The sequence below is a fragment of the Neorhizobium sp. PAMB6716 genome (assembly GCF_058242805.1).
Genome location: NZ_CM177835.1, coordinates 2275697 through 2298272, shown reverse-complemented (window position 1 = coordinate 2298272; position 22576 = coordinate 2275697). Strand labels below are relative to the sequence as shown.

At 61.0% G+C, this 22576-nt stretch carries 28 protein-coding genes, 1 pseudogene and 1 riboswitch; of the genes and pseudogenes, 17 read left to right on the top strand and 12 right to left on the bottom strand.

Annotated features, from left to right (window positions below; translation table 11 throughout):
- The first annotated feature begins 285 nt into the window (after positions 1-285).
- The 6 genes and pseudogenes from AC4CWH_RS11310 to AC4CWH_RS11285 all read left to right on the top strand — a co-directional run bounded on the left by AC4CWH_RS11310 (position 286) and on the right by AC4CWH_RS11285 (position 4573).
- Positions 286-1184, top strand: a pseudogene (locus tag AC4CWH_RS11310) (metallophosphoesterase).
- A gap of 169 nt (positions 1185-1353) precedes the next feature.
- A complete protein-coding gene (locus tag AC4CWH_RS11305) occupies positions 1354-1797 on the top strand; it encodes a c-type cytochrome (RefSeq protein WP_491318808.1) in 444 nt (147 codons plus the stop codon).
- A 90-nt stretch (positions 1798-1887) separates the two neighbouring features.
- Complete coding sequence (locus AC4CWH_RS11300; protein WP_491318807.1) at positions 1888-2802, top strand: c-type cytochrome; 915 nt, start codon at positions 1888-1890, stop codon at positions 2800-2802.
- Between the two features lie 83 nt (positions 2803-2885).
- Positions 2886-3101, top strand: a riboswitch (cobalamin riboswitch).
- Between the two features lie 25 nt (positions 3102-3126).
- Positions 3127-3303, top strand: coding sequence for a CbtB domain-containing protein (locus AC4CWH_RS11295; RefSeq protein ID WP_491282118.1), 177 nt, complete (start codon positions 3127-3129; stop codon positions 3301-3303).
- Positions 3304-3413: 110 nt separating this feature from the next.
- Positions 3414-4238 carry a CbtA family protein gene (locus AC4CWH_RS11290; RefSeq protein ID WP_491321415.1) on the top strand — a complete coding sequence of 275 codons (825 nt, stop codon included), beginning with the start codon at positions 3414-3416 and terminating at the stop codon, positions 4236-4238.
- Positions 4235-4573, top strand: a complete 339-nt coding sequence (locus AC4CWH_RS11285; protein WP_491318806.1) for a hypothetical protein — start codon at positions 4235-4237, stop codon at positions 4571-4573. Before AC4CWH_RS11290 ends, AC4CWH_RS11285 begins: the two co-directional genes overlap by 4 nt.
- Positions 4574-4583: 10 nt before the next feature.
- On the opposite strand, the gene AC4CWH_RS11280 is transcribed toward AC4CWH_RS11285, so the two are convergent.
- Both AC4CWH_RS11280 and AC4CWH_RS11275 read right to left on the bottom strand, forming a co-directional pair.
- Positions 4584-5156, bottom strand: a complete 573-nt coding sequence (locus AC4CWH_RS11280) for a DJ-1/PfpI family protein (protein ID WP_491318805.1) — start codon at positions 5154-5156, stop codon at positions 4584-4586.
- Positions 5157-5186: 30 nt separating this feature from the next.
- The gene (locus AC4CWH_RS11275) at positions 5187-5759 is read right to left on the bottom strand and encodes a GNAT family N-acetyltransferase (protein ID WP_491318804.1); all 573 of its coding nucleotides are present in this window, start codon (positions 5757-5759) and stop codon (positions 5187-5189) included.
- A 168-nt stretch (positions 5760-5927) separates the two neighbouring features.
- Between AC4CWH_RS11275 and AC4CWH_RS11270 the strand changes: the two genes are divergently transcribed.
- Both AC4CWH_RS11270 and AC4CWH_RS11265 read left to right on the top strand, forming a co-directional pair.
- The gene (locus tag AC4CWH_RS11270) at positions 5928-6134 is read left to right on the top strand and encodes a hypothetical protein (RefSeq protein WP_491318803.1); all 207 of its coding nucleotides are present in this window, start codon (positions 5928-5930) and stop codon (positions 6132-6134) included.
- A gap of 37 nt (positions 6135-6171) precedes the next feature.
- Positions 6172-6882 carry a nucleotidyl transferase AbiEii/AbiGii toxin family protein gene (locus AC4CWH_RS11265; RefSeq protein ID WP_491318802.1) on the top strand — a complete coding sequence of 237 codons (711 nt, stop codon included), beginning with the start codon at positions 6172-6174 and terminating at the stop codon, positions 6880-6882.
- 52 nt (positions 6883-6934) lie between these two features.
- On the opposite strand, the gene AC4CWH_RS11260 is transcribed toward AC4CWH_RS11265, so the two are convergent.
- Entirely contained in the window at positions 6935-7348 is a 414-nt protein-coding gene (locus AC4CWH_RS11260) for a MerR family transcriptional regulator (RefSeq protein WP_491318801.1), read from the bottom strand.
- An 86-nt stretch (positions 7349-7434) separates the two neighbouring features.
- On the opposite strand from AC4CWH_RS11260, the gene AC4CWH_RS11255 reads away from it, so the two are divergent.
- From AC4CWH_RS11255 to dmeF, 3 genes are all read left to right on the top strand, one after another.
- Complete coding sequence (locus AC4CWH_RS11255) at positions 7435-8202, top strand: cation efflux transmembrane domain-containing protein (protein ID WP_491318800.1); 768 nt, start codon at positions 7435-7437, stop codon at positions 8200-8202.
- 155 nt (positions 8203-8357) lie between these two features.
- On the top strand, positions 8358-8630 hold the full coding sequence (gene dmeR / locus AC4CWH_RS11250) for a Ni(II)/Co(II)-sensing transcriptional repressor DmeR (protein ID WP_491318799.1): 273 nt from the start codon (positions 8358-8360) through the stop codon (positions 8628-8630).
- Between the two features lie 74 nt (positions 8631-8704).
- Positions 8705-9709: a CDF family Co(II)/Ni(II) efflux transporter DmeF gene (gene dmeF, locus AC4CWH_RS11245; protein ID WP_491318798.1), complete on the top strand. Its 1005-nt coding sequence runs from the start codon at positions 8705-8707 to the stop codon at positions 9707-9709.
- Between the two features lie 164 nt (positions 9710-9873).
- Here dmeF and AC4CWH_RS11240 read toward each other — a convergent pair whose 3' ends face one another.
- The 6 genes from AC4CWH_RS11240 to AC4CWH_RS11215 all read right to left on the bottom strand — a co-directional run bounded on the left by AC4CWH_RS11240 (position 9874) and on the right by AC4CWH_RS11215 (position 16609).
- Positions 9874-10152, bottom strand: a complete 279-nt coding sequence (locus tag AC4CWH_RS11240; RefSeq protein WP_491318797.1) for a hypothetical protein — start codon at positions 10150-10152, stop codon at positions 9874-9876.
- A gap of 171 nt (positions 10153-10323) precedes the next feature.
- Positions 10324-12042 (bottom strand): diguanylate cyclase, encoded by a 1719-nt coding sequence (locus AC4CWH_RS11235; RefSeq protein WP_491318796.1) that lies wholly within the window; start codon positions 12040-12042, stop codon positions 10324-10326.
- Between the two features lie 218 nt (positions 12043-12260).
- The gene (locus tag AC4CWH_RS11230) at positions 12261-13523 is read right to left on the bottom strand and encodes a DUF2254 domain-containing protein (protein WP_491318795.1); all 1263 of its coding nucleotides are present in this window, start codon (positions 13521-13523) and stop codon (positions 12261-12263) included.
- A gap of 90 nt (positions 13524-13613) precedes the next feature.
- Positions 13614-15719 (bottom strand): S9 family peptidase, encoded by a 2106-nt coding sequence (locus tag AC4CWH_RS11225; protein ID WP_491318794.1) that lies wholly within the window; start codon positions 15717-15719, stop codon positions 13614-13616.
- 126 nt (positions 15720-15845) lie between these two features.
- Positions 15846-16061, bottom strand: coding sequence for a type II toxin-antitoxin system RelB/DinJ family antitoxin (locus AC4CWH_RS11220; RefSeq protein WP_491318793.1), 216 nt, complete (start codon positions 16059-16061; stop codon positions 15846-15848).
- 272 nt (positions 16062-16333) lie between these two features.
- Positions 16334-16609, bottom strand: a complete 276-nt coding sequence (locus tag AC4CWH_RS11215) for a hypothetical protein (protein ID WP_491318792.1) — start codon at positions 16607-16609, stop codon at positions 16334-16336.
- Positions 16610-16762: 153 nt separating this feature from the next.
- On the opposite strand from AC4CWH_RS11215, the gene AC4CWH_RS11210 reads away from it, so the two are divergent.
- A complete protein-coding gene (locus AC4CWH_RS11210) occupies positions 16763-17152 on the top strand; it encodes a DUF930 domain-containing protein (protein ID WP_491285396.1) in 390 nt (129 codons plus the stop codon).
- 76 nt (positions 17153-17228) lie between these two features.
- Here AC4CWH_RS11210 and AC4CWH_RS11205 read toward each other — a convergent pair whose 3' ends face one another.
- Positions 17229-18395: an AI-2E family transporter gene (locus AC4CWH_RS11205; RefSeq protein ID WP_491282102.1), complete on the bottom strand. Its 1167-nt coding sequence runs from the start codon at positions 18393-18395 to the stop codon at positions 17229-17231.
- Positions 18396-18462: 67 nt separating this feature from the next.
- A complete protein-coding gene (locus AC4CWH_RS11200) occupies positions 18463-19332 on the bottom strand; it encodes a VOC family protein (protein ID WP_491318791.1) in 870 nt (289 codons plus the stop codon).
- Between the two features lie 200 nt (positions 19333-19532).
- Here AC4CWH_RS11200 and AC4CWH_RS11195 point away from each other — a divergent pair, with 200 nt between their 5' ends.
- From AC4CWH_RS11195 to AC4CWH_RS11175, 5 genes are all read left to right on the top strand, one after another.
- Positions 19533-19943, top strand: a complete 411-nt coding sequence (locus AC4CWH_RS11195; RefSeq protein ID WP_491318790.1) for a universal stress protein — start codon at positions 19533-19535, stop codon at positions 19941-19943.
- A gap of 175 nt (positions 19944-20118) precedes the next feature.
- The gene (gene trhA, locus AC4CWH_RS11190) at positions 20119-20787 is read left to right on the top strand and encodes a PAQR family membrane homeostasis protein TrhA (RefSeq protein WP_491318789.1); all 669 of its coding nucleotides are present in this window, start codon (positions 20119-20121) and stop codon (positions 20785-20787) included.
- Between the two features lie 88 nt (positions 20788-20875).
- Positions 20876-21379 (top strand): GNAT family N-acetyltransferase, encoded by a 504-nt coding sequence (locus tag AC4CWH_RS11185; RefSeq protein ID WP_491318788.1) that lies wholly within the window; start codon positions 20876-20878, stop codon positions 21377-21379.
- Positions 21380-21483: 104 nt separating this feature from the next.
- Positions 21484-21750, top strand: coding sequence for a type II toxin-antitoxin system ParD family antitoxin (locus tag AC4CWH_RS11180; RefSeq protein ID WP_491318787.1), 267 nt, complete (start codon positions 21484-21486; stop codon positions 21748-21750).
- Complete coding sequence (locus AC4CWH_RS11175; protein ID WP_491318786.1) at positions 21747-22049, top strand: type II toxin-antitoxin system RelE/ParE family toxin; 303 nt, start codon at positions 21747-21749, stop codon at positions 22047-22049. Before AC4CWH_RS11180 ends, AC4CWH_RS11175 begins: the two co-directional genes overlap by 4 nt.
- Before the next feature lie 19 nt (positions 22050-22068).
- Here the strand turns inward: AC4CWH_RS11175 and msrB are convergent, their stop codons facing one another.
- Complete coding sequence (gene msrB / locus AC4CWH_RS11170; RefSeq protein WP_491318785.1) at positions 22069-22476, bottom strand: peptide-methionine (R)-S-oxide reductase MsrB; 408 nt, start codon at positions 22474-22476, stop codon at positions 22069-22071.
- Between the last annotated feature and the right edge of the window lie 100 nt (positions 22477-22576).

The window sequence follows — 22576 nt, the reverse complement described above, 5'->3', positions numbered from 1 at the left end:
AGGGAGATTGAACCGAAGCGCTGGCCACATGTTCCTTCTCCCCGAGGGAAGAAGGGACATGCCGCAGCGTTGTGCCGCCTCATCATTCGTCTTGCGGCGAGAGACTGGTGAAGGCGGTGCCTCCTTCTCCCTTCTCCCCAGCGGGGAGAAGGTGCCGGCAGGCGGATGAGGGGGCCACTCGCGCTGCCACCCGCCGCCCACTGCTATCCGCGCCACCGCCGCCGTCCATCCACAGCCCGCTCCCCTGTCATTCCCCTGTCACGCCATGCCGCTATTGGCAAAATCATGCCAAATCAGCCGCTCCTCCGCTTCGGCGTGATCGCCGACCCGCAATATGCCGATCTCGAGCCCAACACGGGTCTCGACCGGCATTTTCGAAACAGCCTTGGCAAGCTTGCCGAAGCGATCGCCACATTCGAGGGGGAGGATCTGTCTTTCGTGATGACGCTGGGCGACCTCATCGACCGCGATTTTGCAAGCTTTGATGCGCCGCTCGAGATTTTTGGCCGCTCGCGCCACGAATGCCTGTTCCTGCCGGGCAATCATGATTTTCTCGTCGCACCGGAGAAGATTGCGCATGTGTTTGATCGGCTCGGCATGCCCGCACCCTATTATGCCTTTACCCGCGCCGGCATCCGTTTCCTTGTCATCGATGGCTGCGAGGAAAGCCTGTTTGCAACGGCGGGTGATGCCGAGCGGCATGCCGAGGCAAAGGCCCGGCTGGATGGCCTGCGCAGCCGGGCGCGATCAATGCCATGGACTGGAACGGCGGCATCTCCGACCGCCAGTTCAACTGGATCGCCAGAGAGCTGAAGGCTGCGGAAGCTTCGGGCCGGCCGGTCATCGTCATGGGGCATTTTCCGCTTTATCCGGCAGGCGATCATAATCTTTGGGATAGCGGCGCGCTTGCCGATCTGCTGTCGTCCTCGCCGCAGGTGATTGCCTATCTCTGCGGGCATTATCATGCGGGCGGCGTGGCAAAGGCCGGTTCCTGCTGGTTCGTCAACTTTCGTGGCATGGTGGATACCGAACGCCAGAGCGCCTTTGCCGTCGTGGATGTTCATGCCGACCACCTTGCCATTACCGGCTACGGGCGCGAGGAAAGCCGGCATCTGTCACGCGCTACCATTACCGGTGCCACCATCAACGCCGGGATGCGGGCCATCGGTCAGTCGGCCGCGTAGGCTGAAGACACGCGGGGCAGGACAGGCCCTTCGCTGCCTTTTGCCGCAGGTGTTCACATCTCTGTGTGAGCAGAAAAATGTCATTTCTCTCAAATGCATACGATGTAATCATGGCGCCGACATAGCAGCGTGCGGTGCCTCCATGGCCTGCGACAAGGGGAGAATGAGCATGAATTTGAAACGGGTATCCACGGCCGTGATGGCCCTCTGTCTTGGCGCCGGCGTGGTGTTTGCCGCCGGCGAGCCGCAGGCCGAGCGTCAGGCGCTGATGAAGAAGATCGGCGGCTCCATGGGTGAACTTGGCGCCATCGCCAAGGGCCAGAAGCCTTATGACGCAGCCACCGTGAAGACGGCGCTTTCAACGATCAGCGCGTCCGCCAAGGATTTCCCCAACCATTTTCCGGCCGGTTCCGAAACGGGCATGGAAACGGCGGCGTCGCCGGCCATCTGGCAGAACATGGATGACTTCAAGGCCAAGTCCATGAAGCTTTCCACCGATGCCGAAACGGTTCTGGCCTCCATGCCCGCCGATCAGGCAGCCGTGGGGCAGGCCATGCAGACGCTGGGCGCCGATTGCGGCACCTGTCACCAGGCCTATCGTCTGAAGCGCTAAGCGCAGCCTTTTATGATCGCCGCCCGGCACCCTGTCGGGCGGCGGTTTTTTGGGCATTCGGGTTTTTAAGAACATGAACGGGGAGCGGCCATGGCATCGACATGGGCCAAAATCGCACTGGCGGGTGTCTTTGCCGTCGTGGCGGGCGGCGCGGCAGCTTATGCGCTGACGCGGCCCGCACCACATCCGGCAGACTATTGGGCAGGGCTCGGCGCGGCGGATGTGGCAAACGGCGAACACCTGTTCTGGGCCGGCGGCTGCGTCAGCTGCCATGCGCCGAAAGATGCCAAGGGCGAAGACCAGAAAGTCCTGTCGGGCGGTCGCGCGTTGCCAACGGCCTTCGGCACGTTCCACGTCCCCAATATCTCACCCGATCCAGAGGCTGGCATCGGCCGCTGGACGCTGGCGCAGTTTGGCGATGCGATGACGCGGGGCGTTGGCCCCGAGGGTGAACATCTTTATCCGTCTTTCCCCTACAGTTCCTACGCGCGATTGACGCCAAAGGATGTGAACGATCTCTTCGGTTACCTGAAGACGCTGCCGGCAAGCCGCAATGTTGCGCCGCCGCATGAACTCGGTTTCCCCTTCAACCAACGCGTGACGCTCGGCGGCTGGAAGCTGCTGTTTTTCAGTGCAGACCCGCGCGTTGCGCTCGACAACCCGAGCGATGCCGTCAAGCGCGGGCAATATCTCGTGGAAGGGCCCGGCCATTGCGGCGAATGCCATACGCCGCGCAATGCGCTCGGCGGCTTTGAAAGTGGACAGTGGCTGGCAGGCGGGCCGAACCCGGAAGGCGAGGGGCGTATTCCCAACATCACCCCCGGCGGAAAGGCCATCGGCAGCTGGAGCGAGGGCGATATCGCCAATTATCTCGAAACCGGCTTCACCCCTGAATTCGACAGTGCCGGCGGCTCCATGGTGGAGGTGCAACAGAACCTTTCGCACCTGCCCAAAAGCGATCTGGAGGCAATTGCGGCCTATCTGAAGGCGGTTCCTTCCCGCTGAGCAGGGGAATAATCGCGGTACATCCGCAAAACTCGGAAACCCCAGGGTTGCGACGCGTATTGACAGGCCCCCGGTGGCGGGCCACAAGAAGAGCGTGTGACGGTTCCTGCCGGATGAAAGATCTGTCGGGATGAAAAGGGAACACGATAGGGCATCGAGAGAAGTGCCTCATTCGTGGCTGCCCCCGCAACTGTGAGCGGTGAGTTCATCGACTGTTTTGGCCACTGGGAAACCGGGAAGGTCTGGTCCTTGAACAGCGACCCGCGAGCCAGGAGACCTGCCGCCGCACCTGTCGTCAACGCATATGCAACGAGGGGTTTTTGCATGTCGATCCAAACATCCACCGCCGGCACTTCGGCGAAATCCACATCCATGCTCCAGGCCGTTTTTGCGGTCGCACTTGGCCTGTTCATCGTCGGCTTCGTCGGTTTTTCCCATGCGGAAGCCGTGCACAACGCTGCCCACGATACGCGCCACGCCAACGCCTTTCCCTGCCACTAACGCGCGCTCCATCTGAAAAGTACCAGGTCGTTCAGCCACGTTTAAATCGGGTATCGCGCTTGCCGGACATCGTCCGGTTCATAGGCGCTTTGCCCGCACGGGATAAGGTTATCTTCATGTTCAGATCCATTGTCTTCTCCGCCGTTGTGGTGGGGATTGTGAGCGGTATTGCCGTCTCGCTGATGCAGATGGTTGGCACCACGCCGCTCATTCTGTCTGCCGAAACCTATGAAAACGCAGGTGCCGCCGGCCATGACCACGCGCAAGCGGCAGCAGCACCCGTTGCCGTGCCGGCCGCTACAGAAAACCCTGCCTCCCACGTCCATGCCGCCGGAACGGCGCCACATGAACATGCCGATGGTCACGGTCAGGAAGGCCATGACCACGGGGGCCATGACCACGGAGACGGCTGGGCGCCGGCCGATGGGCTGGAACGGCTCTCCTATACGGCAGCCGCCAATATCCTGACGGCCATCGGTTATGCGCTGGTGCTCTGCGGGCTTCTGTCTGTCGCTATTCAGGGCGGGTTTGCCAAAACCATCGATTGGCGCACGGGCCTTTTCTTCGGCCTTGCAGGGTTTGCCTCTGTCATGCTGGCGCCAATGGTGGGGCTGCCGCCGGAACTGCCGGGTTCTCCCGCCGGCGATCTCGGCGCGCGCCAGATCTGGTGGCTGTCGACGGCCTTTGCCACCGCACTCGGTATCGCGCTTCTGGCATTTCGCCGTGACGGGTTTTCCGCTGTCGCCGCCATTGCGCTGATTGCGGCACCGCATCTCATCGGCGCACCGCTGCCGCCAGACGGCGAACATGCGCTTGCCCCGCTTGGGCTGGAACGCCAGTTCATCGTGGCAGCGACGCTGACGAGCCTCGTGTTCTGGGCGCTTCTCGGTTCTCTGAGTGGCCTCCTGATGAAGCGTTTCGAGGCGGCGCGGTGAGCGAAAGCGCTCCTGATCGCTCCGCAATCTGGCGCGACGATCTCGATGCCCTGCAGTTTGGCGTGCCGGGGCAGGGCAGTCTCTGCCTTGTCCACCGGCTCGCCTTTCGCGCACTTTTGCCTTCTGGCCCGGGAGAAAGCCTTTCCCGGCAGGCCTGTCTTGAATTTTTCCTCAGCGAAAGCCGGCATTTCGAAGCCGCGGCCATGGCCAAGATCGCGCGGCTGAAACTGGCCCCCGGCCGAAACCTTCACCTCAACAGCCGCGATATCCGTCGCGCCATGGCGGGTGAAATTTCGGATGGGCCAGTGAAGGCCTGCCGCGTGCTGGGCGGCTGAGGCGGTCGTTTCAGCCCCGATGATGCTCGGCGGAAAACGGCGAAAGCTCCATCTGCGCTTCCGGCGTCCACAGATCGAGCGCCTTCAGGATTGCGACGGTGAAGCTAAAAGGCGCGCTGCCGGCCGCCGTCACGATCCCACCATCGCAGACGGCCTGCGGCTGATCCCGGTAACGGGCAGCGCCCTTATAGGCCGGATAGACCTGATGGGCGGCAAGCGCATTTCCCGTATGGGCAACGTCGTTCAGCAGGCCGGTTGCGGCAAGGGCGGATGCCGCCGCACAGATGCCGCCGATGAGTTTTCCCGCGTCGTGAAACCGCTGGGCAAGCGGTGCAAAATCCGGGGCCGTCCCGGTTTCCCAGCTCATGCCGCCGGAAATGACCAGCGCATCGAAATCCTCTGCATCAAGTGCTGCATAGGCAAGATCCGGGGTGACCGTCAATCCGCCCATGGAGCGCACCGCGGCACCATCGGGCGTTGCGGTCACCACCTCGACACCGAGATAGGTGCGCGCCGATGCCATCAGCAGGGCGCATTCCCAATCGGCAAAATCGTCCGTCAGCGCAATGACAACCCGTTTCATGTCGTCTCTCCCGCAATGGAGGGGAAAATGTCAGGCTATTGCCTGCAAGAACCGCATGCCGGTGACCGGGCGGGCGGTGAAATCCATCTGCTCGTAAAAACGATGCGCGGCGAAATTGCCGGTGGCGGCGCTGACGGAGAGGTAATCGCAGCCCTGCGCCTTTGCGCAATCACGGGCACGATTGACCAGATGCTGGCCGATGCCGTGGCCGCGATGGCCATCACGCACGAAGAGATGGTGCAGGTCCATGCCGCGCTTGCCTTCCTGGGCGCGGTAGAGCGGCACGAGAATGGCGTATCCGATCAGTTCCGAACCGGTATCGGCCACCAGCGCCTGGATCCACGGCACGGGGCCGAACAGGTCGCGCTCCAGCGTTTCCGATGTCATGGCGGCGGCATCGCCGTGATGGGCGGCAAGAGCCGCGATCATGGCATTCAGTTCCGGCAGGTCGCGCGGTTTTGCGGCGCGTATATTGACGACATCGGCGCGGATGATGGAAATTTCACTGTCTTCGGTCATGTGCGGCATCCCTTGAAGGTTTGATCTGGTGCCGTCAGGTGCCGTTTCATACAACAAAGCCGCCTGACGGCGGCTTGTTGACAAAATGATCTGTCGAGCCGCCGGTTACCGGTAGGCCCAAAAATACATGGCAGCGAGGGGTGCGTGTACGATCATCATGGGAAGGATCGATGCGCCGGAAAGGGGTGGATGTCAAGGGGGGTGCTGACTTTGCCCGTCATCGATGATAGGCTTTGTGTCATGAGACAGGATTTGCAGCATATTGTCCCTGACGATTTTCCCGAGCTGAAGCTCCTGGCCTGGAGCCGGGATCCGCAGCGTCCGCTGCCCGCTGCCGAAGCTTTTTCGCTTTACGAAAGGAACTGGCGTTTCGTTGATCGCCAGCGGTTGACCGACAGGGAGAGCGGCCTCATCCGCGAACTGGCGATTGAGTTCGGCCATGGCCGCCTGCTGATCTGATCCTCATCCTGCATCGGCGCTTGCCGGAAAGTTGCCCGTGACAGAGTTTCAACGCCCCGAGCATACGGTCATCGCGTCGCTTTTGCGAGGTTTGGACCATGACCTCTTGATGGAATGCCGGTGCTGGTTCGGGGGCGGCACGGCCATTGTGCTGACGCATGGGGAGTATCGTCGCTCTCTCGATATCGATTTCCTCTGTGCCGACCGTGACGGTTACCGGCAATTGCGCAGTTGCTTTCTTGAGGGAAAAGATGGAGCGCTGTTCCCGTCCACGGTGCAGCTTTTGCGGGAGCCGGTCGCTGATACCTACGGGATCCGCGCTCTTCTTGAGTGCCAGGGGCTGGTGCTGAAGTTCGAGATTGTCCGCGAAGGGCGCATCGATCTGACCGGCAGCCGCCACGCGTATCTGCATGTTCCGACCCTGTCGCTTGATGACATGTTTACAGAAAAGCTTCTGGCCAATGCCGACCGTTGTTATGATCGGGCGGTCGCCTATCGCGATGCGATGGATCTCGGGCGCCTCATCCGCGTGCATGGGGACATTCCGCCGGCAGCGCGCGTCAAAGCCGAGGCAGCTTACGGCGCCGACATCGGGCGCAAGCTGCGCGGCATTGTCAGCCATCTCGGCCAGAACCCGGGCGAGGTAGAGTATGCCGCGATGACGCTGGATATGGATCTGGCTGTTGCGCTGGATGCCATCGCTGCCTTGAGGCAACAGGTTCAACAGCATTTCGAAGAGAGTAGCTGACGCGGCCGGCCCGTGCCTTTGCAGGGTGTGACGAGTGCCGCTCAAGCTCCCCTCAATGCTCGTGGTCACACAGGCCATGATCCGAGAGCGCGCGGATGACATAACAGTCCTCGACCGTGTGGCCGCAGCAGTGGGAGACGATGCGTTCCAGTTCGTGTTCCAGCTTTTTCAGCTTGTCGATCTTTTCGCGCACGTCGGCGAGGTGGGCGAGCGCGATGCGGTCGGCGCCCTCGCAGGCGTCCTTTGGGTGGTGGCTGAGCGCAATCAGTTCACGGATGCGCTCGATCTCGAAGCCTAAATCGCGGGCGTGGCGGATGAAGGCCAGCCGTTCCAGATCCTCGCGGCCATATCGCCGCTGGTTGCCGCCGGAACGTTCGGCAGCCGCCATCAGCCCCATCTGCTCGTAATAGCGGATGGTCGGAACTTTCACGCCGGTGCGTCGGGACAAATCACCAATCGAGAGCATTTTTTCAAAATTACCGCTTGAACCTCTAGTCGCTAGAGCAATTATGTACGGTGTCACCACGCCAGATCAAGCAAAAAGGTGACATCATGAGTGCGTCCTGCGGCCATCATCACGGCACATTCGAGGGGCTTTCCGACGATTATCGGCGGCGCCTCTGGGCGGTCATCGTCATCAATGCGGCGATGTTCTTCGTCGAGATGACGGCGGGGCATCTGGCCCGCTCGCAGGCGCTGCAGGCCGATGCGCTGGATTTTTTTGCCGATGCCGTCACCTATGGCATTTCGCTCGCCGTCATCGGGGCGTCCTTGAAGGTGCGCACCATGGCGGCGGCGGCCAAGGGGGCAAGCCTGTTCTTCATCGGCCTCTGGGTGTTCGGCTCCACCGTCTACCGGGTGTTTGCGACCGGCGTTCCGGAGGCGGAGGTCATGGGCGTCATCGGTTTCCTGGCGCTTGCCGCGAACCTCTTCAGCGTGCTTCTTCTCGTCAATTACAAGGATGGCGATGCCAATGTGCGCTCCGTCTGGCTCTGCTCGCGCAATGATGCCATCGGCAATGTCGTCGTGATGCTGGCGGCAACCGGGGTCTGGGGCACGGCATCGGCCTGGCCGGATCTTGCGGTTGCAGGCGTGATGGCCGGACTTTTCCTCACGTCTTCGGTGCAGATCGTGCGCCAGTCCTGGACGGAATGGAAAACCAAGGGTGCCATCGACCCGAACCTCGATCCGCATGATCACGGAAGCGGCGAGGCCAGCCACGCCGCCCATGCCTGCTGCGCCGATCATTCGGATCACGCCGGTCACTCTCACCAATCGGGCCATTCCGACCATGATGGCAGGCAAGGGCACCGCCACTGACCGTTTGCCGGCCGGATACCAGCGCCTTGCCGCACGCGGCGAGGCGTTTTTTATGCCGTTTTGCGTGGCGCCTGAACACGAGATAGGCGGCAGCCAACTTGCACCGCACCAAATTGATGATAGGGTAGGGGGGTATAGTAAAATTTGAGAATGCCATGTCCCATACCATTCGTGACGGTGAAAAACTTCTGGCCCGCGTGCGCCGCCTGAAGGGCCAGATGGAGGCCGTCGAGCGGGCGCTGGAAGCGCAAAAGCCGTGCGGCGAGGTGCTGCAACTGCTCGCCTCCATTCGCGGTGCGCTGAACGGCCTGACCGGCGAGGTGATGCAGGCGCATCTGCACGACCATGTGCTGCACGCAACCGACGAGGCCGAGCGGACAAAGGCTGCCGAGGAACTGGCTGCGGCGCTGCGCAGCTACATCCGCTGATGCGATCGTCTAACCGCTCGCGCCCGACCGGCCGAGCCGGATTGCCTGACTAGAAGATTTCCCGGAGACCCGCCATGACCGCTTCCTCTTCGCACGACCACGTATTCCTCGGCGAAAACCATGATCGCAACGCCAAAAAGGTCTGGCTGGTGATTGTGATCACCACCGTGATGATGGTGGGCGAGATCGTCGCCGGCACGCTTTATGGCTCGATGGCGCTTCTGGCGGATGGCTGGCACATGTCCACCCATGCCGGCGCCATGCTGATTGCCGCCGGGGCCTACTGGTATGCGAAGCGCGAGGCGAAAAACGGTCGCTTCACCTTCGGCACCGGCAAGCTTGGCGATCTCGCAGGTTTTGCCAGTGCGGTGGCGCTGGCGCTGATTGCTCTCTTGATTGCCGTCGAAAGCCTGGTGCGGCTGGCAAGCCCTGTCGCCATCGAGTTCAATCAGGCGGTCGTCGTCGCCGTGCTCGGGCTTGTCGTCAACCTCGTCAGCGCCTGGCTGCTGAAGGACGATCATCACCACGGCCACAGCCATGGGCATCATTTTGCGCACGAAGACCACGAAGACCACGACGGTCATGCAGCCCATGAGGGTCACCACGGGCATCACGGCCACCATGGCCATCACGCGCACCATGCCCCGTCCAAAGCCGCAGACAACAACCTGCGCGCCGCCTATCTGCATGTGCTCGCGGATGCGCTGACCTCGGTTCTTGCCATCGCAGCACTCCTGGCAGGCCGCGCCTATGGCTGGATCTGGCTCGATCCGGTAATGGGGATTGTCGGCGGTCTGGTGATTGCCCGCTGGTCCTTAGGGCTGGTGCGCGATACGTCTGCGGTGCTTCTCGATGCCGTACCGGAAGAGGGCAGGCTGGCCGACAAGATTCGTGCCCGCGTGGAAGGGGCGGATGCGCAACTGACCGACCTTCACGTCTGGCAGGTGGGGCCGGGCCATCATGCGGCCATCCTTGCCATCTGCGCGCGCGATCCGCTGGAGCCTGCCGCCTACAAGGAAAGACTGCAGGATCTTGAAAGCCTGTCGCATGTCACCGTGGAGGTGATGCGGGCCGCGTGACAGCCATCTAAGCATTTTTTGGGGCGGGGGCTGCCGCAGGCCGATCCCGGGAGGGGCGCAGGCGGGCTGCAGGCCAGATATGGCGGCTATGAGGTAGATAGATCGACCGGCAAAGGCCATAAAGGCCGCCCGCGCTATCGCGCCACAGGCTTGCCGGTTGCGCGTCAGAATTCCGAGTAGACGTCTTCCACCTGCTCCACAGAGGGAGCGGGAGCCTGGAGAATGCGGGAGGCATCGTGCGGTTCTGTTCCGGCACGCGCGTTTTCCACCATCCACAGCGCGTTCGACAGCGATGAGGATAAAAGCGTGCTGCTGCCGGTCAGGGCTGAGGCGGAACGTTTGCGCGTCTCCGGCTGGCTTTGTGCGGGTTCTTCGGTCCGGCGGTCGATACCGTAGGTTCGCCCGGAATATCCATACCCGCTCAGTCCGCTGTCAATCTGCATGGCGGTCTGTCCGTGGTTGTTATCGTTAAGAATGTGTTAACTGATCAAGCTTGCGCGAGGCTTGCGACATCTCGCAAATGCGAGAAAGCGGGCATTGACAGGCAGCCGCTTCTGACGGTTGCCGGCGCCTGCTTCGCCGCGACGATGAAGTTTTAAAAAAAAGGTCGCGCCTCAGCCCGACGCCGCAAGGGCGCCTGCCACATCGCTTTCAGCCATCGCCAGGGCCGGCACAACAGAAAGCGTCGGACCAGGTGTGCCGTCGCCATGGATGCGGCAGCAGTCGCGTCCATCGGCCTTGGCACGGTAAAGTGCGACGTCTGCGGCCCTGACCGCCTCGTCAATCGTTGTCGCGCCTTCGGTCGAAAGGAAAATACCGGCGGAGAAGGTGAGTGCCGGGCAGTGATTGCCAGAAAGTCTTGTGTCAGCCAGTCTTGTATCGGCCAGTCTGGCCTTCCACTCGGCGCACCGTTCCTCCACCTTTTGGCGGCTGGTTTGCGGCATCACCACCAGAAATTCCTCGCCGCCCCAGCGGAACACGCTGTCAGAGGGATCGAGGCTTTCCTGCAGCATGGCAGCAAACACCTTCAGCACGTCGTCGCCCGTCTGATGGCCGTAGCGGTCGTTGAAGGATTTGAAATGGTCGATATCGACGATGGCAATCGCCAGAACCGCATTCGGCTGCTCTGCGTCCGTGGTGGCGCTGTGGGGTGAACTGTCCAGTGCCGTCTCGGCACGATGCTGCATCAGCGGCGGCAGAACCTCCTGCGCGTGGCGGCGGTTGTAAAGCCCGGTCAGGTGGTCGCGGATGGCCTCTTCCCGCAACAGCGCCTGCAGGTGCAAATTGTCGGACAGTTTCAGTTCCAGATCGCGCGAGAGGTCGGCCAATCGCGTCTGGTCTGCCTTGCGCAACGAGATATCGCGCATCACGATCATCCGTCCGCCGATGCGCCCCCAGGGCCGCAGCGAATGGCAGGAGACCTCGTAGGTGCAGCCATTTCCGCCAAGCGTCAGTTCGTGACGCTCGCCATCGTCCTCGGTCATGGTTTTCAGAAAAGCAGCGATTTCCGCCGGCTCGTGCAAAAACTTGCCGATTGGCTGCACGGGAATGCCCGGCAGGCTTGCCGCTGCCGGGTTGAGTTCCAGAATGCGGCCCGCCTCATCCAGCACGATTACAGGATCGGGCAGAACGGCAAAAATCGCATCGCGGCCGATGGGCGGCAGCACAAAAAGCCGGCCGAACAGCTGCGCGCCCAGCATGAAAGCCCCGGTTCCGGCAAAGATGAACGGGGTCGGATCGTCATCGAAGATCATGAAACCATAGGCGGTGTAGGCGATATTGGCAGCGAGCGGCAAAAGTGCCGATACCAGCAGCGCCCAAAGCTGCCACTGGTGAATGCCGCGCGAGCGCAGGGTCAGCACAATGCCGGAACAGCAGGAAATCGCCATGGCCGTATAGGCCAGCGCTTTCGCGACCGAATAGAGCCAGCCATGACGAAACAGCATGGTTTTGGGGTCGAGCAGCTCGATATAGAGGCCGTGGTGCCAGTCGTTGGTCAGCGCCATGATGCCGAAGAAGGCGCTGATCGCGCCAAGCGCGATGAGGTGCCAGCCCTTTTCCGATTCACGGCCGCGTGCATAGCTTAAAAAGCTCAAGGACCAGAAGAGCGGTGTGCCCATGATGCCAAACCAGGCAAGCTTGGAGGCCAGGATATGGGCCGCAAGATCTTCACTGCCGTGCCGGTATAGCACACATCCGGTCCACCACAGGGCCATCAGGATGGACAGGGCAAAGGCCTTGCGTCCGGGCGCGTTGGGCGCCCGCACCGTGCCGATCATGATCAGCACGCCCATGACGATCACTGCTGCCAGCAGTCCGATCGATACACTCAAAGCTTCAAACCCCTGCCCTTGCACCAGTCCTGCTTCGGACGATGCGTTCCTGCGCTATACCACGGCATGCTGAATCGTGCATGTCTTCTTGCGCTTTTGCCAATAGAAACATCGGCCTTACGGATGGAAAATGGCACAGTCTGTTCCGCTACGGCACAAGGAAAGCGCTATTGTCGGGGGGGCAGGAGGATTGTGGGCGGGTGCGGCGCGAAGGGCGCTCAGTTGTGGTTGAAAAGCCGCGCGTATTCGTCCTCGATCCTCTTTCGATCCTCGCCGAAAGTCAGCGATTCGCGCGCCCGGGCAAGGGCGGAGGCGGCCATGCGGCGGGCAGCGGCGCTGGCCTGCGCCGAGGAATGGGCAGAAATTGCCGCCAGCGATTTCTGCAGGCGGATTGCCACTTCGAGAAGTCCGGCGCCATCGCGCGATATCGGCATGAAGGCGGCCTCCATGAGGTCGTCTTCGGCAATATGCGAGAGATAGATACGCTCATGAAGAATTTTGGACGGTTCTTCGGGGCCGGTGTCGGCGGCCATCAGCCGTGTCAGCGTGGCCAGCACGTCTATGGCCGTGCCGGGATCGTTGATACCAGGTGATAGCGCCTTCGAGCCGATTTCCGAGAGCGCGATCAGGCCAAACCGCGGGTCCTGGTCAAAGGAGCGGCGGTTGCCGATGGTGAAGGCGGAGGCGATGCGGCCGGGCACGGTGTCTTCCAGCGTGCGGCTTTTGTCGCTGAGCGTCAGGTAGGCGATGGGCACCGTCGGATCGCAATGGCTGCCGGGCCGGCGCTCCACGTGAAGGGTCGCATCGAGTTCCCCGGCAATATCCGAGAGGGTCGCGATGTCGAGATGCTGGAGATAACCGATGCGCGGATGGTAGATGGCAATTGCACCGACAGCGGGCGGTGTCCAGGGATTGGCGCCAAAAATCGGGGCGGCGCGATAGGCGCTGAACGCCTTTTGCGCGGCTTCCTCGACGCGCGAAATGGTTTCGCCCATGCGCCCGAGGCCCGCCAGATGATCGATCCAGCGCAGAAGCGTCACGACGATCAGCGCCACCATGATGAGCGTTGCGATAAACAGCACAAAACGTCCGCGCTCGCCGTAAAGCTCGGTATTCAGCGCAATCAGCCCGACCAGCGAAAACAGGAAGGCGCCGAGAAAGGTGGAGAGCGCCCGCTGCGCCGTGCGGTCTTCCAGAAGCAGGCTGGTGGCGCGGGGCGTTGCGGCATCGGCGGCCGCACCCGTTGCCGAGACAAGCGTCGTCAGCGAGAACGTCGTGACGGCCAGCATGCTCGACGCGATGATCGACAGGATACTGTCAACGGCGCTGGAGCCGAAGGTTCGCGGCAGTTCATCCGGCAGGTAAGGCGCGATCCAGATGGCGGCAAGCGCCGAGACCACGCCGAACAGGCAATAAAGCGTTGCGGTGAACCACAGCCGCCGCATCATGTGCGAGATGAACCACCACTGCCTGGAAAACATCGGATCTCCTCGCCGCCTCAGCCGTCTCGGCCGACCATCGCGATGGCGAAGATTTGCCGCCATCGCGAGGTCTTGATCATCACGCAGCCCTTACATGCGGCCCGCCATCTTGATGGCGAAGGCATATTCGAAGGCGATTTCCTCCAGCCGCTGGAAACGGCCGGATTTTCCGCCATGACCCGCCGCCATATTGGTCTTCAACAGGTAAGGGCCGGCGTCCGGCGCCTTGTCACGCAGTTTCGCCACCCATTTCGTCGGTTCCCAGTAGGTGACGCGCGGATCGGTGAGGCCGGAAATGGCGAGGATCGGCGGGTAGGATTTTGTTCCTACGTTGTCATAAGGCGAATAGGCGGCAATCCATTGATACTCTTCGGCCGAGTCGAGCGGGTTACCCCATTCCGGCCATTCCGGCGGCGTCAGCGGCAGCGTGTCGTCGAGCATGGTGGTGAGCACGTCGACAAAAGGGACGGCGGCGATAATGCCGGCAAACTTTTCCGGCGCCATATTGGCAATTGCGCCCATCAGCATGCCGCCGGCCGAACCGCCCTCGGCAATGATGTTGTCATAGGCAGTAAAGCCTTCCGCCACCAGATGATCGGCCGCCGCGATGAAATCCCTAAACGTGTTTTCCTTCATCTCCATCTTGCCGTCTTCGTACCAGGAAAACCCCTTGTCCTTGCCGCCGCGCACATGAGCGATGGCGTAAACGAAACCGCGGTCGGCCAGCGACAGGTTGGTGGTGGAAAACGAGGCGGGAATGCTGATGCCATAGGCGCCGTAGCCGTAGAGCAGGCAGGGCGCGGAGCCGTCGAGTTTCGTGTCCTTGCGGTAAAGCAGAGAGATCGGCACCAGCGCGCCATCATGCGACACCGCCATCACACGGCGCGTGACGTAATCATCGGGGTTATGGCCGGAGGGAACCTCCTGCGTTTTCAAGAGCGTACGCTCGCGCGTGGCCATGTTGTAGTCGTAAAGCTGCGAGGGTGTCGTCATTGAGGAATAGGAAAAGCGGATGACGTCGGTGTCATATTCGGCAGCGCCGGAAAGGCCGAGCGAATAGGCTTCTTCGGCAAAGGCGATCGAATGTTCCTCGCCGCTCTTTCGATCCCGCACGACGATGCGCGGCAGGCCGTCGCGCCGTTCCAGCCAGACCAGATGGCGGGCAAAGGCCATGTGGTTGAGGATGAGGCGGCCCGGCTCGTGCGCCACCAGATCCGTCCAGTTTTGCCTGCCCGGCGCATCAAACGGCGCCTCGACGATCTTGAAATCCTTGGCGCCATCGGCGTTGGTGAGGATGTAGAAGACATCGCCGCCCTCGGTCATCGAATATTCGATGCCCTCTTCGCGCTCGGCGACCAGAACCGGCTCGGCGGTCAGATCCTTGGTCGAGAGGATGCGGTATTCCGAGGTTTCGTGGTCGTGGATGTCGACGTAAATAACGTCATCCAGCAGCGAGCCGCCAACGCCCATGAAGAAGCCCGGATCGGTTTCCTCAAACACCAGCCGGTCGGCTGATTGCGGTTCGCCGACGATGTGGTGGAAGACTTTTGACGGACGGTGGTTCTCGTCCTGCAGCGTATAAAAGAAGCTCTTGCCATCGGGCGCCCAGACGCCGCCGCCGGCGGTATTTTCGATAACGTCTGGCAGATCCTCGCCCGTCGAGAGATCGCGCACCCGCAGCGTAAAATATTCAGAACCCTTGTCGTCATAACCCCAGATGCCGAAGGCATGGTTGGAGGAATGGTCGATGCCGGACAGGCGGAAATAATCCTTGCCCGTAGCCTCGCGGTCGCCATCGAGCAACAGTTCGCGGTCGCCGCCGTCGCGGGGCGTGCGGAAATAATGCGCCTGCTCGCCGCCGGTGACATAAAGCGTGCCATAGGCAAACGGACCGTCCTTCATCGGAACCGACGAATCGTCTTCCTTGATGCGGCCCTTCATCTCGGCAAACAGCGTCTTCTGCAGGTCTTTCGTATCGCCGAGTGCCGCCTCCATATAGGCGTTCTCCGCCTCCAGATGGGCGCGGATTTCGGGGTCGAGCAGGCTTGGATCCTTGAACATCGCCTGCCAGTTGTCGGCGCGCATCCAGGCATAATCATCCGTGCGGGTCACGCCGTGGTGGGTATCGCTCACCGGCTTTTTCGGCGCAATCGGAGGGGAAGGGAGGTTCTGGAAAACGGCTTTGGAACGGGCCAAGGGACACTCCGGCATCAGGGGAACAGGAGAGCCAGAGATAGGCGGGGCGGGGGCGAAGGGCAAGGCGCGCGACGCGATTGTGGTGGGACAAGGGGACGTGATGGGGAGAAGTGGTTACGCGAAGAGTTAAGACGCCTTGATAGCGCGCGCCTCCTCGATTGCGGCGACAGTCTGCGGATTGGGGCGCAAAAGATACAAGGGAAGGGCCTTTTCTCGAACAACCTCAGTCAGCGTTATGCGCATGACATCAGAAATGGTCAGACCGAGACTGTCGAGTACAAGTGCCGCTTCGTTCCTCAGGGATGCATCAATCCTGATTCGGACGAAAGTATTGCCAGCCATTGCGGTGTCCTCAAGGATAGGAGTGGTCCTCAATCTTTCATTGACATCATATCAGCTGCTGCTCCCTTTAGGCGTGGCTCGGGTACTGCAGCAAGTGCAGATGTCGGAGATGGGCGGCACATAGGTGCAAGAGCGGCAGAAGCTTAGATGCTGGAGAAAAGCGCACTATTTTCGATGGTCGCGGCGGGCGTCGCGGCCGTTTTGCCAGTAGACAAACGCAACTACAGCGGCGAGGCCGGCGACGGGCATCAGAAGCAAGGCCAATTGTTGGGTCATGGGTCCAATCCATCGAGGATCAGCGTTGCCGTATAACGTAGGCACAGGCCGAGAATAAAGCAAACGACAAGCGAAAGTCCTGCCCAAAGCAGGTTTGCCTGCGAGAGTGCTGGGTCGTTCAGAATCCGAATGATCGGCGTAAATACGCCGATCAGGATGACGCCGATGCCGATGCCGATACCGTTTAGAAATGTGCCGCGCAGCTTGATCTGCTCCTTGCGGGCATCCGACAACGACGGCATCAGCAGCGGTTCCCCGTCCACATCAGACATGAACTCCTCCGTCGCATTCCGCTCAGCCGTTACTATTCGCCGGCGGCGGGTGAACAAAAACAGGGTAATTCTCGTCATGGTGGGTGGTCAATCGGCCCTACCTTTCCTAGTTTCCCCCACGTCCGACCTCTATTGGATGAGAATGCCATGACAATGACCGCGAGGATCGTCGCTCTGACGATCGTATTTTTTCCCGCCCTTCAAGCCCATGCTATCGATAGCAGCATCGTGCGCCAGCTGGATGCGCTGACACCAGAGGAGCGGCGCGAGCAACGTTGCGACATCGAGGCGATGAACCGGATCGCCAAGGAAGCGGACGGTTTCAAGCCCGACAAGGTGATCGCCTACACGTTTGGCGATACGATCGAAAAGGGTGACCTGATCCGGGCGCCGGGTGCCGTCTTTCGCAGCGGCGGCAACTGGTATCGCCTGAAATACAAGTGCCAGACGGCCAATGATGGCCTCGCCATCACTACGTTCGACTACAAGCTGGGCTCAAAAATTCCGCGCGAGCAGTGGCCGGAATATTATCTCTACGATTGAGATTTTCCGACCCAATACGAAAGCCCGAGGATCCGGCCGGATCCTCGGGCTTTTTTGTCTCTGTCGTCTGCGCCGCTCAGTCCGGCAGTTGCGGCACGGTCTTGCGGTCTGGAAACATCTCGTGGAACATCGTCATGACAATCAGCGACAGCGGCAGCGCCAGCATGGCGCCAACGGCCCCCCACATCCATGTCCAGAACAGGATGGCGACAAAAACCACGAAAGGGTTGATTTCCCACTGGCGGCCCATGACGGCGGGAAAAGCCAGGTTTTCCATGATGAGATGGACCATGAAGAAGCAGATCGCCGGCAACAACCCGATCATCAGCGTATCATGCACAAGGATGCCGGCAACCGCGACGGAAAACGTCATGACGGTGATGCCGAGAAAGGGGATGAAGCTGGACAGAAAGGCAAACACGCCCCAGAGAATGGGCATGGGCAGGCCGCCGGCATAGGCGATCAGCGTCATCACCACGCCGAGGCCGAGATACATCAGGCTGGCGGTGGCGAAATAATAACCGAGCACTTCTTCCACCGCATTGAAGATGCGGATGGACAAAAGCCTCTGGCGCCGGGTCGGGAAGGCCATGATGATGGTGCGGCGCAGTTTCAGGCGCCCATAGAGGAAGAGCAGCAGGGCTGCAAAGAAGATCAGCCCCTGCACGATTGCCGGCGTCAGGTTGGCCGAGACCACGCTCAGCACATTGCCGCTGTTTTCCAGGAGCTTTTCCATCGACATCGGCCCGCTGTTGAACGTGGCCGGCGTGATGTTCAGCCAGTGGTGTTTTTCGAGGAAGGGCGTGATGCGGGCAAAGGTTTCCTCCACCACGCGCGGCCCCTCGCCAATGAGCGTCGCCACCGGTTCGGCGAGCGCATTAACGAGCAGGAAGAGGCAGGCCATCACCAGCGTCGACAGGATGAGCGCAATGCCGAAGCGGGGAATGCCGAATTCCCCCATGCGCTCGGCCACCATGCCAAGGATCATGCCGATGACGATGGCAAGCGCCACGGGCTTCAGGATCAGTGACAGCTGATGAACCACGGCAAAACCGATGATGAGGAAAATCCCGATCACCGCCCAGGCCTTGGCCACTTCCAGCGCATCGCGGCCCAGCGGCATAAATTCGGTTGCATCGGCGCTGTAGCCGGCAATCTCGTCCTGGCGCGCGCCTTCATGCTCTATCGTGCGTCGCTTGGCTTTGCCGTTTTGCCTGGCCACGCGGGCCGCTGTGGTTGTCATATTCGCTATCCCCTTTGCGCGGCATCAACGCGCGAGGGTTGCAGCGGTTCCAGCGGGAAATGATGCGTCAGGCGGCAAGTGTCAGGCCGATGCCCCAGGGATCGGAAAGCGTGATGCCGGCGGCAGTCCGGGAGGTGGCGATCTCCAGCTTTTCCAGGCCCTGCAGCGCCGTTTCAAGCGCTGCCGCATCGGTAAATTTCAGCGTGTAATCGGAAAGGCCGCTCATGCTCTTCTGGCGCATCCCGGCACCCCGGCTGTTCCAGATGTTGGCGGCGAGGTGATGGTGATAACCACCGGTCGCAAAGAAGCTGGCGCCCGGATAACGTGCCATGATCTTCAGGCCGAGCACATCGCGGTAAAAGGCATCGGCGTCTGCCACATTGCCCACCTGCAGGTGGATATGGCCGATGGCAGTGCCGGGCGCCATGCCGGCCCAGCTTTCCTTTGCCGCACTGTCATAGAGCGCCTGCAGATCCAGCCGCTCGGTCGCCATCGCAACCATGCCATCCGGCTGATAGTTCCATTCGAGCGGCGAGCGATCGCGGTAGATCTCGATGCCGTTGCCTTCGGGGTCGGAGAGATAGATCGCCTCGCTCACCAGATGGTCGGAAGCGCCTTCGAGCCTGATACCTCGGTGGACGGCATGGGCAAGCCAGGCGGCAAGTTCTGCCCGGTTGGGCACCAGGAAAGCGGTGTGGAAAAGGCCGGCCGCGGTTCGTGGCGCACGGGCAATGCCGGTGCCGGTGGAAAGCGTCAGAAGCGGCACGCCATCGACACCCAGAATCAGGCCGCTTGGGCGTTCCTCCAGCAGCGAAAGCCCGATAATGTCGCGGTAGAAGGCGCCGGTGCCGGCAAGATCGGTCACCACCAGATGCGCGCCCTCCACATGGGCGGGGCGGGTGAGGGCAAAGGAGGGCGTTGCTGCGGCAGTCGTCATCTTGCGGATCTCGCTATTCTCAATCATTGCCAGCACTATGCACGCGCCGTATCGTTCACGAAAGATCTGGATATGACGACATCCCGTTCACAAAAAGAGAACGATCTTCTGAAACCTGCAATGCTTGACGATTTGACCTGCCTCAAGGCGCCCGCACGCGTGGCGTGAGAAACATACTGGCACACTCCAGGGAGAATGCCATGTACAGTTCCATCATCGTTGCCATCGATGTCGCACAGTTGGACAAGGCCGAGCGCCTTGCGGCAAAGGCCGCCATGCTCGCGGATGCCGGCGCAAAGGTCACCCTCGTCAACGTGGTCGAGGAAGTGCCGGGTTATCTCACCATCGATATCCCCTCCGACCTGATGGGGCAGGCGCGTGCCGATAGCCAGGCAAAGCTCGGCGCGCTGCGTGACAAACTGGGGCTCGATGCGCAGATCGAGATACGCCAGGGGGCACCGGCACACGAGATTCTGGCCTCTGCCTCCGCCAATAAGGCCGATCTCATCATGCTGGCATCGCATGTGCCGGATTTTTCCAACTACCTGATTGGCGCCACCGCCGACCGCGTCGTGCGTCACGCCAAATGTTCGGTTCTGGTCGAGCGCTGAACGCAGGCGATGATCCGTCCGTGACGCCTGTGTGAAGGAAATCTGAACAGGCTGTCACGCGGTTTTGAAAAGTCGTAAACGCTGATAACGGAATGTGATGGCGGCTGCGGCGTCTCGTCGGTTGCGTCTTTTTGTCCTTACCTTCATGGTGGGCGGCAAAGGAGACCGGGCATTTATGAGCGACCTGCTGCGATTCGGACGAGCCTATGATTTTCACGAGATCGTCGCCGATGGCGTCGTCCACGGCGTTGGCATCGTGTTTGCGCTGATCGGTGCAACCGCGCTCATCTTCTACGCGACGCTCTGGTCAAGCCATGGCGAACTGTTTGCCGCCTGGACCTATGGCATCGGGCTGGTGCTCTGTCTCTCGGTGTCGTTCACCTATAATATCTGGCCGCATTCGCGCACCAAATGGCTGCTGCGACGGTTTGATCATTCGGCGATCTTTGTGCTGATTGCCGCGACCTATACGCCGTTTCTCGAACGAGGCTCGTCCGATCCGCTGGTCTTTGCCATGCTGATCTTCGTCTGGGCGGTGGCACTCTTCGGCATCACGCTGAAATGCGTGTTTCCCGGTCGTTTCGACCGGCTGACCATCCTGCTGTATCTCGGCATGGGCTGGAGCGGCGTTGTGGTGATCTCACCGCTCTCGCAGCAACTGCCCTCGATCACGCTGTGGCTGATCGTTGCCGGCGGCGTCATCTATTCGCTCGGCGTGATCTTTCACGTCTGGGAACGGTTGCGCTTCCAGAATGCCATCTGGCACGCTTTCGTCATTGCCGCCGCCGCCGTGCATTATTCGGCCGTCGTCACCTGCTTCAGCCTGCCGTCGCCCAGCATCTGACCGAGCTTGCGCGGCAGGAGACGGCACTGGACGTCTGCGCCGACTGTCTGCTATGGAAGACGATACGTTTATTATAGTGGATTTTTAAATGGCAGCCAAACTCCTTCTGCGGGACGCTGAAGAGAAGGATCTTCCCGCGATCCGCGACATCTATAATGATGCGGTGGCAAATACGACGGCGATCTGGAACGACAATCTGGTCGATCTTGCCAACCGACAGGAGTGGTATGCGGCCCGCCTTGCCCGCGGCTTTCCGGTTCTGGTGGCAGAGGCGGACGGGCAAATTGCCGGTTACGCCTCCTATGGCGACTGGCGTGCGTTTGAAGGGTTTCGCCACACGGTGGAACATTCGGTCTATGTCCACCGGGATCATCGCGGCGCAGGCCTTGGCCGACAGTTGATGTTGGCGCTTGTGGCACGGGCGGAAGCGGGCGGCATCCACGTGATGGTGGCCTGCATCGAGGCGCAAAACAGCGCCTCCATCCGCCTGCACGAAGCCTTGGGTTTTCGCACCGCCGGCACATTTTTTGAGGTCGGCACGAAGTTCGGCCGCTGGCTGGATCTCACCTGCATGGAAAAGCGGCTGGGGTGATCAGGCGGTTCGGGGCAGCGACGGGAACAGGTCCGTTCTGTCCCGGCGTTACAGCGCTTTGCCGGCCTTGTTTTGAGTGTTATCGTGTCCGTCAGGAGCATCCGATGAGCATCAAGGCAGACCTTGGCCAACCCCTGGAAGACTATGTCGCGTCCCTCGTCAGCGAAGGGCGTTTTCGATCGCGCGACGAAGCGCTTCAGGAGGGTGTCCGGTTGCTGGAGATGCAGGAAAAGCGTCTTTCAGAGCTTGATTCTGCAATCGCAGAAGGCCTTGCCGACGCCGATGCGGGGCGCGTGACATCCTCTGCGGATTTGCGGGCGCATTTTCGCGCGAAACTGCATCCGGGCTCTCGATCCACGACATCGCGATGAAGGTCGTCTTTTCAGATCGTGCCAGGGACGATCTGGACGCGATCTGGCAGGCTATTGCGGCAGAAAATTCGGTCCGTGCGACAAGTTTTGTCGAAGAACTGATCGATCTCGGTGAAAGCCTCGCCACCATGCCCTATCGCTTTGCCTTGGTGAGGCGCTATTCGGCAAAAGGCATCCGCCGCGCTGTCCATGGCAATTACCTGATGTTTTACCGGGTGCTCGATAACCGTATCGAGATCATCCACGTGCTGCATGCGGCCCGCGACATCGACCGCATGCTGTTTGGGGAAGGCGAGTGAGCCTCTTCGTGAGCCGGCATCACACCGGCTCGAACACCATCGAATAACCGTTGATGCAGTAGCGCAGGCCGGTCGGGGGCGGGCCGTCGGGGAAGACGTGGCCGAGATGGCCGTCGCAGGAGGCGCAGCGGATTTCGGTGCGCACCATGCCATGGCTGATGTCGCGCAGTTCCACCACGGCAACCGGCGTCACCGGCTCGAAATAACTCGGCCAGCCGCAGCCGGAATCAAACTTGGTATCTGAAATGAACAGGGGCTCGTTGCAGCCGGCGCAGCGGTAAAGCCCCTTGTCCTTGCTGTTCCAATAAGGGCCGGTGAAGGCCCGTTCCGTGCCATGTTCGCGCAGGATGCGGTATTGTTCCGGGCTCAACTGTTCGCGCCAGTCCCGATCGCTCTTAATAACCTTCGGCGTTTTGATATCCGACATGGAGCACTCCTTTGTTTCCCCGGATATAGGCGTTCACATTGTCATCAAAAAGGGTGGGCGGATGTCGTTTTTCGACAACAAAGCGTTGAGACTGACAAAC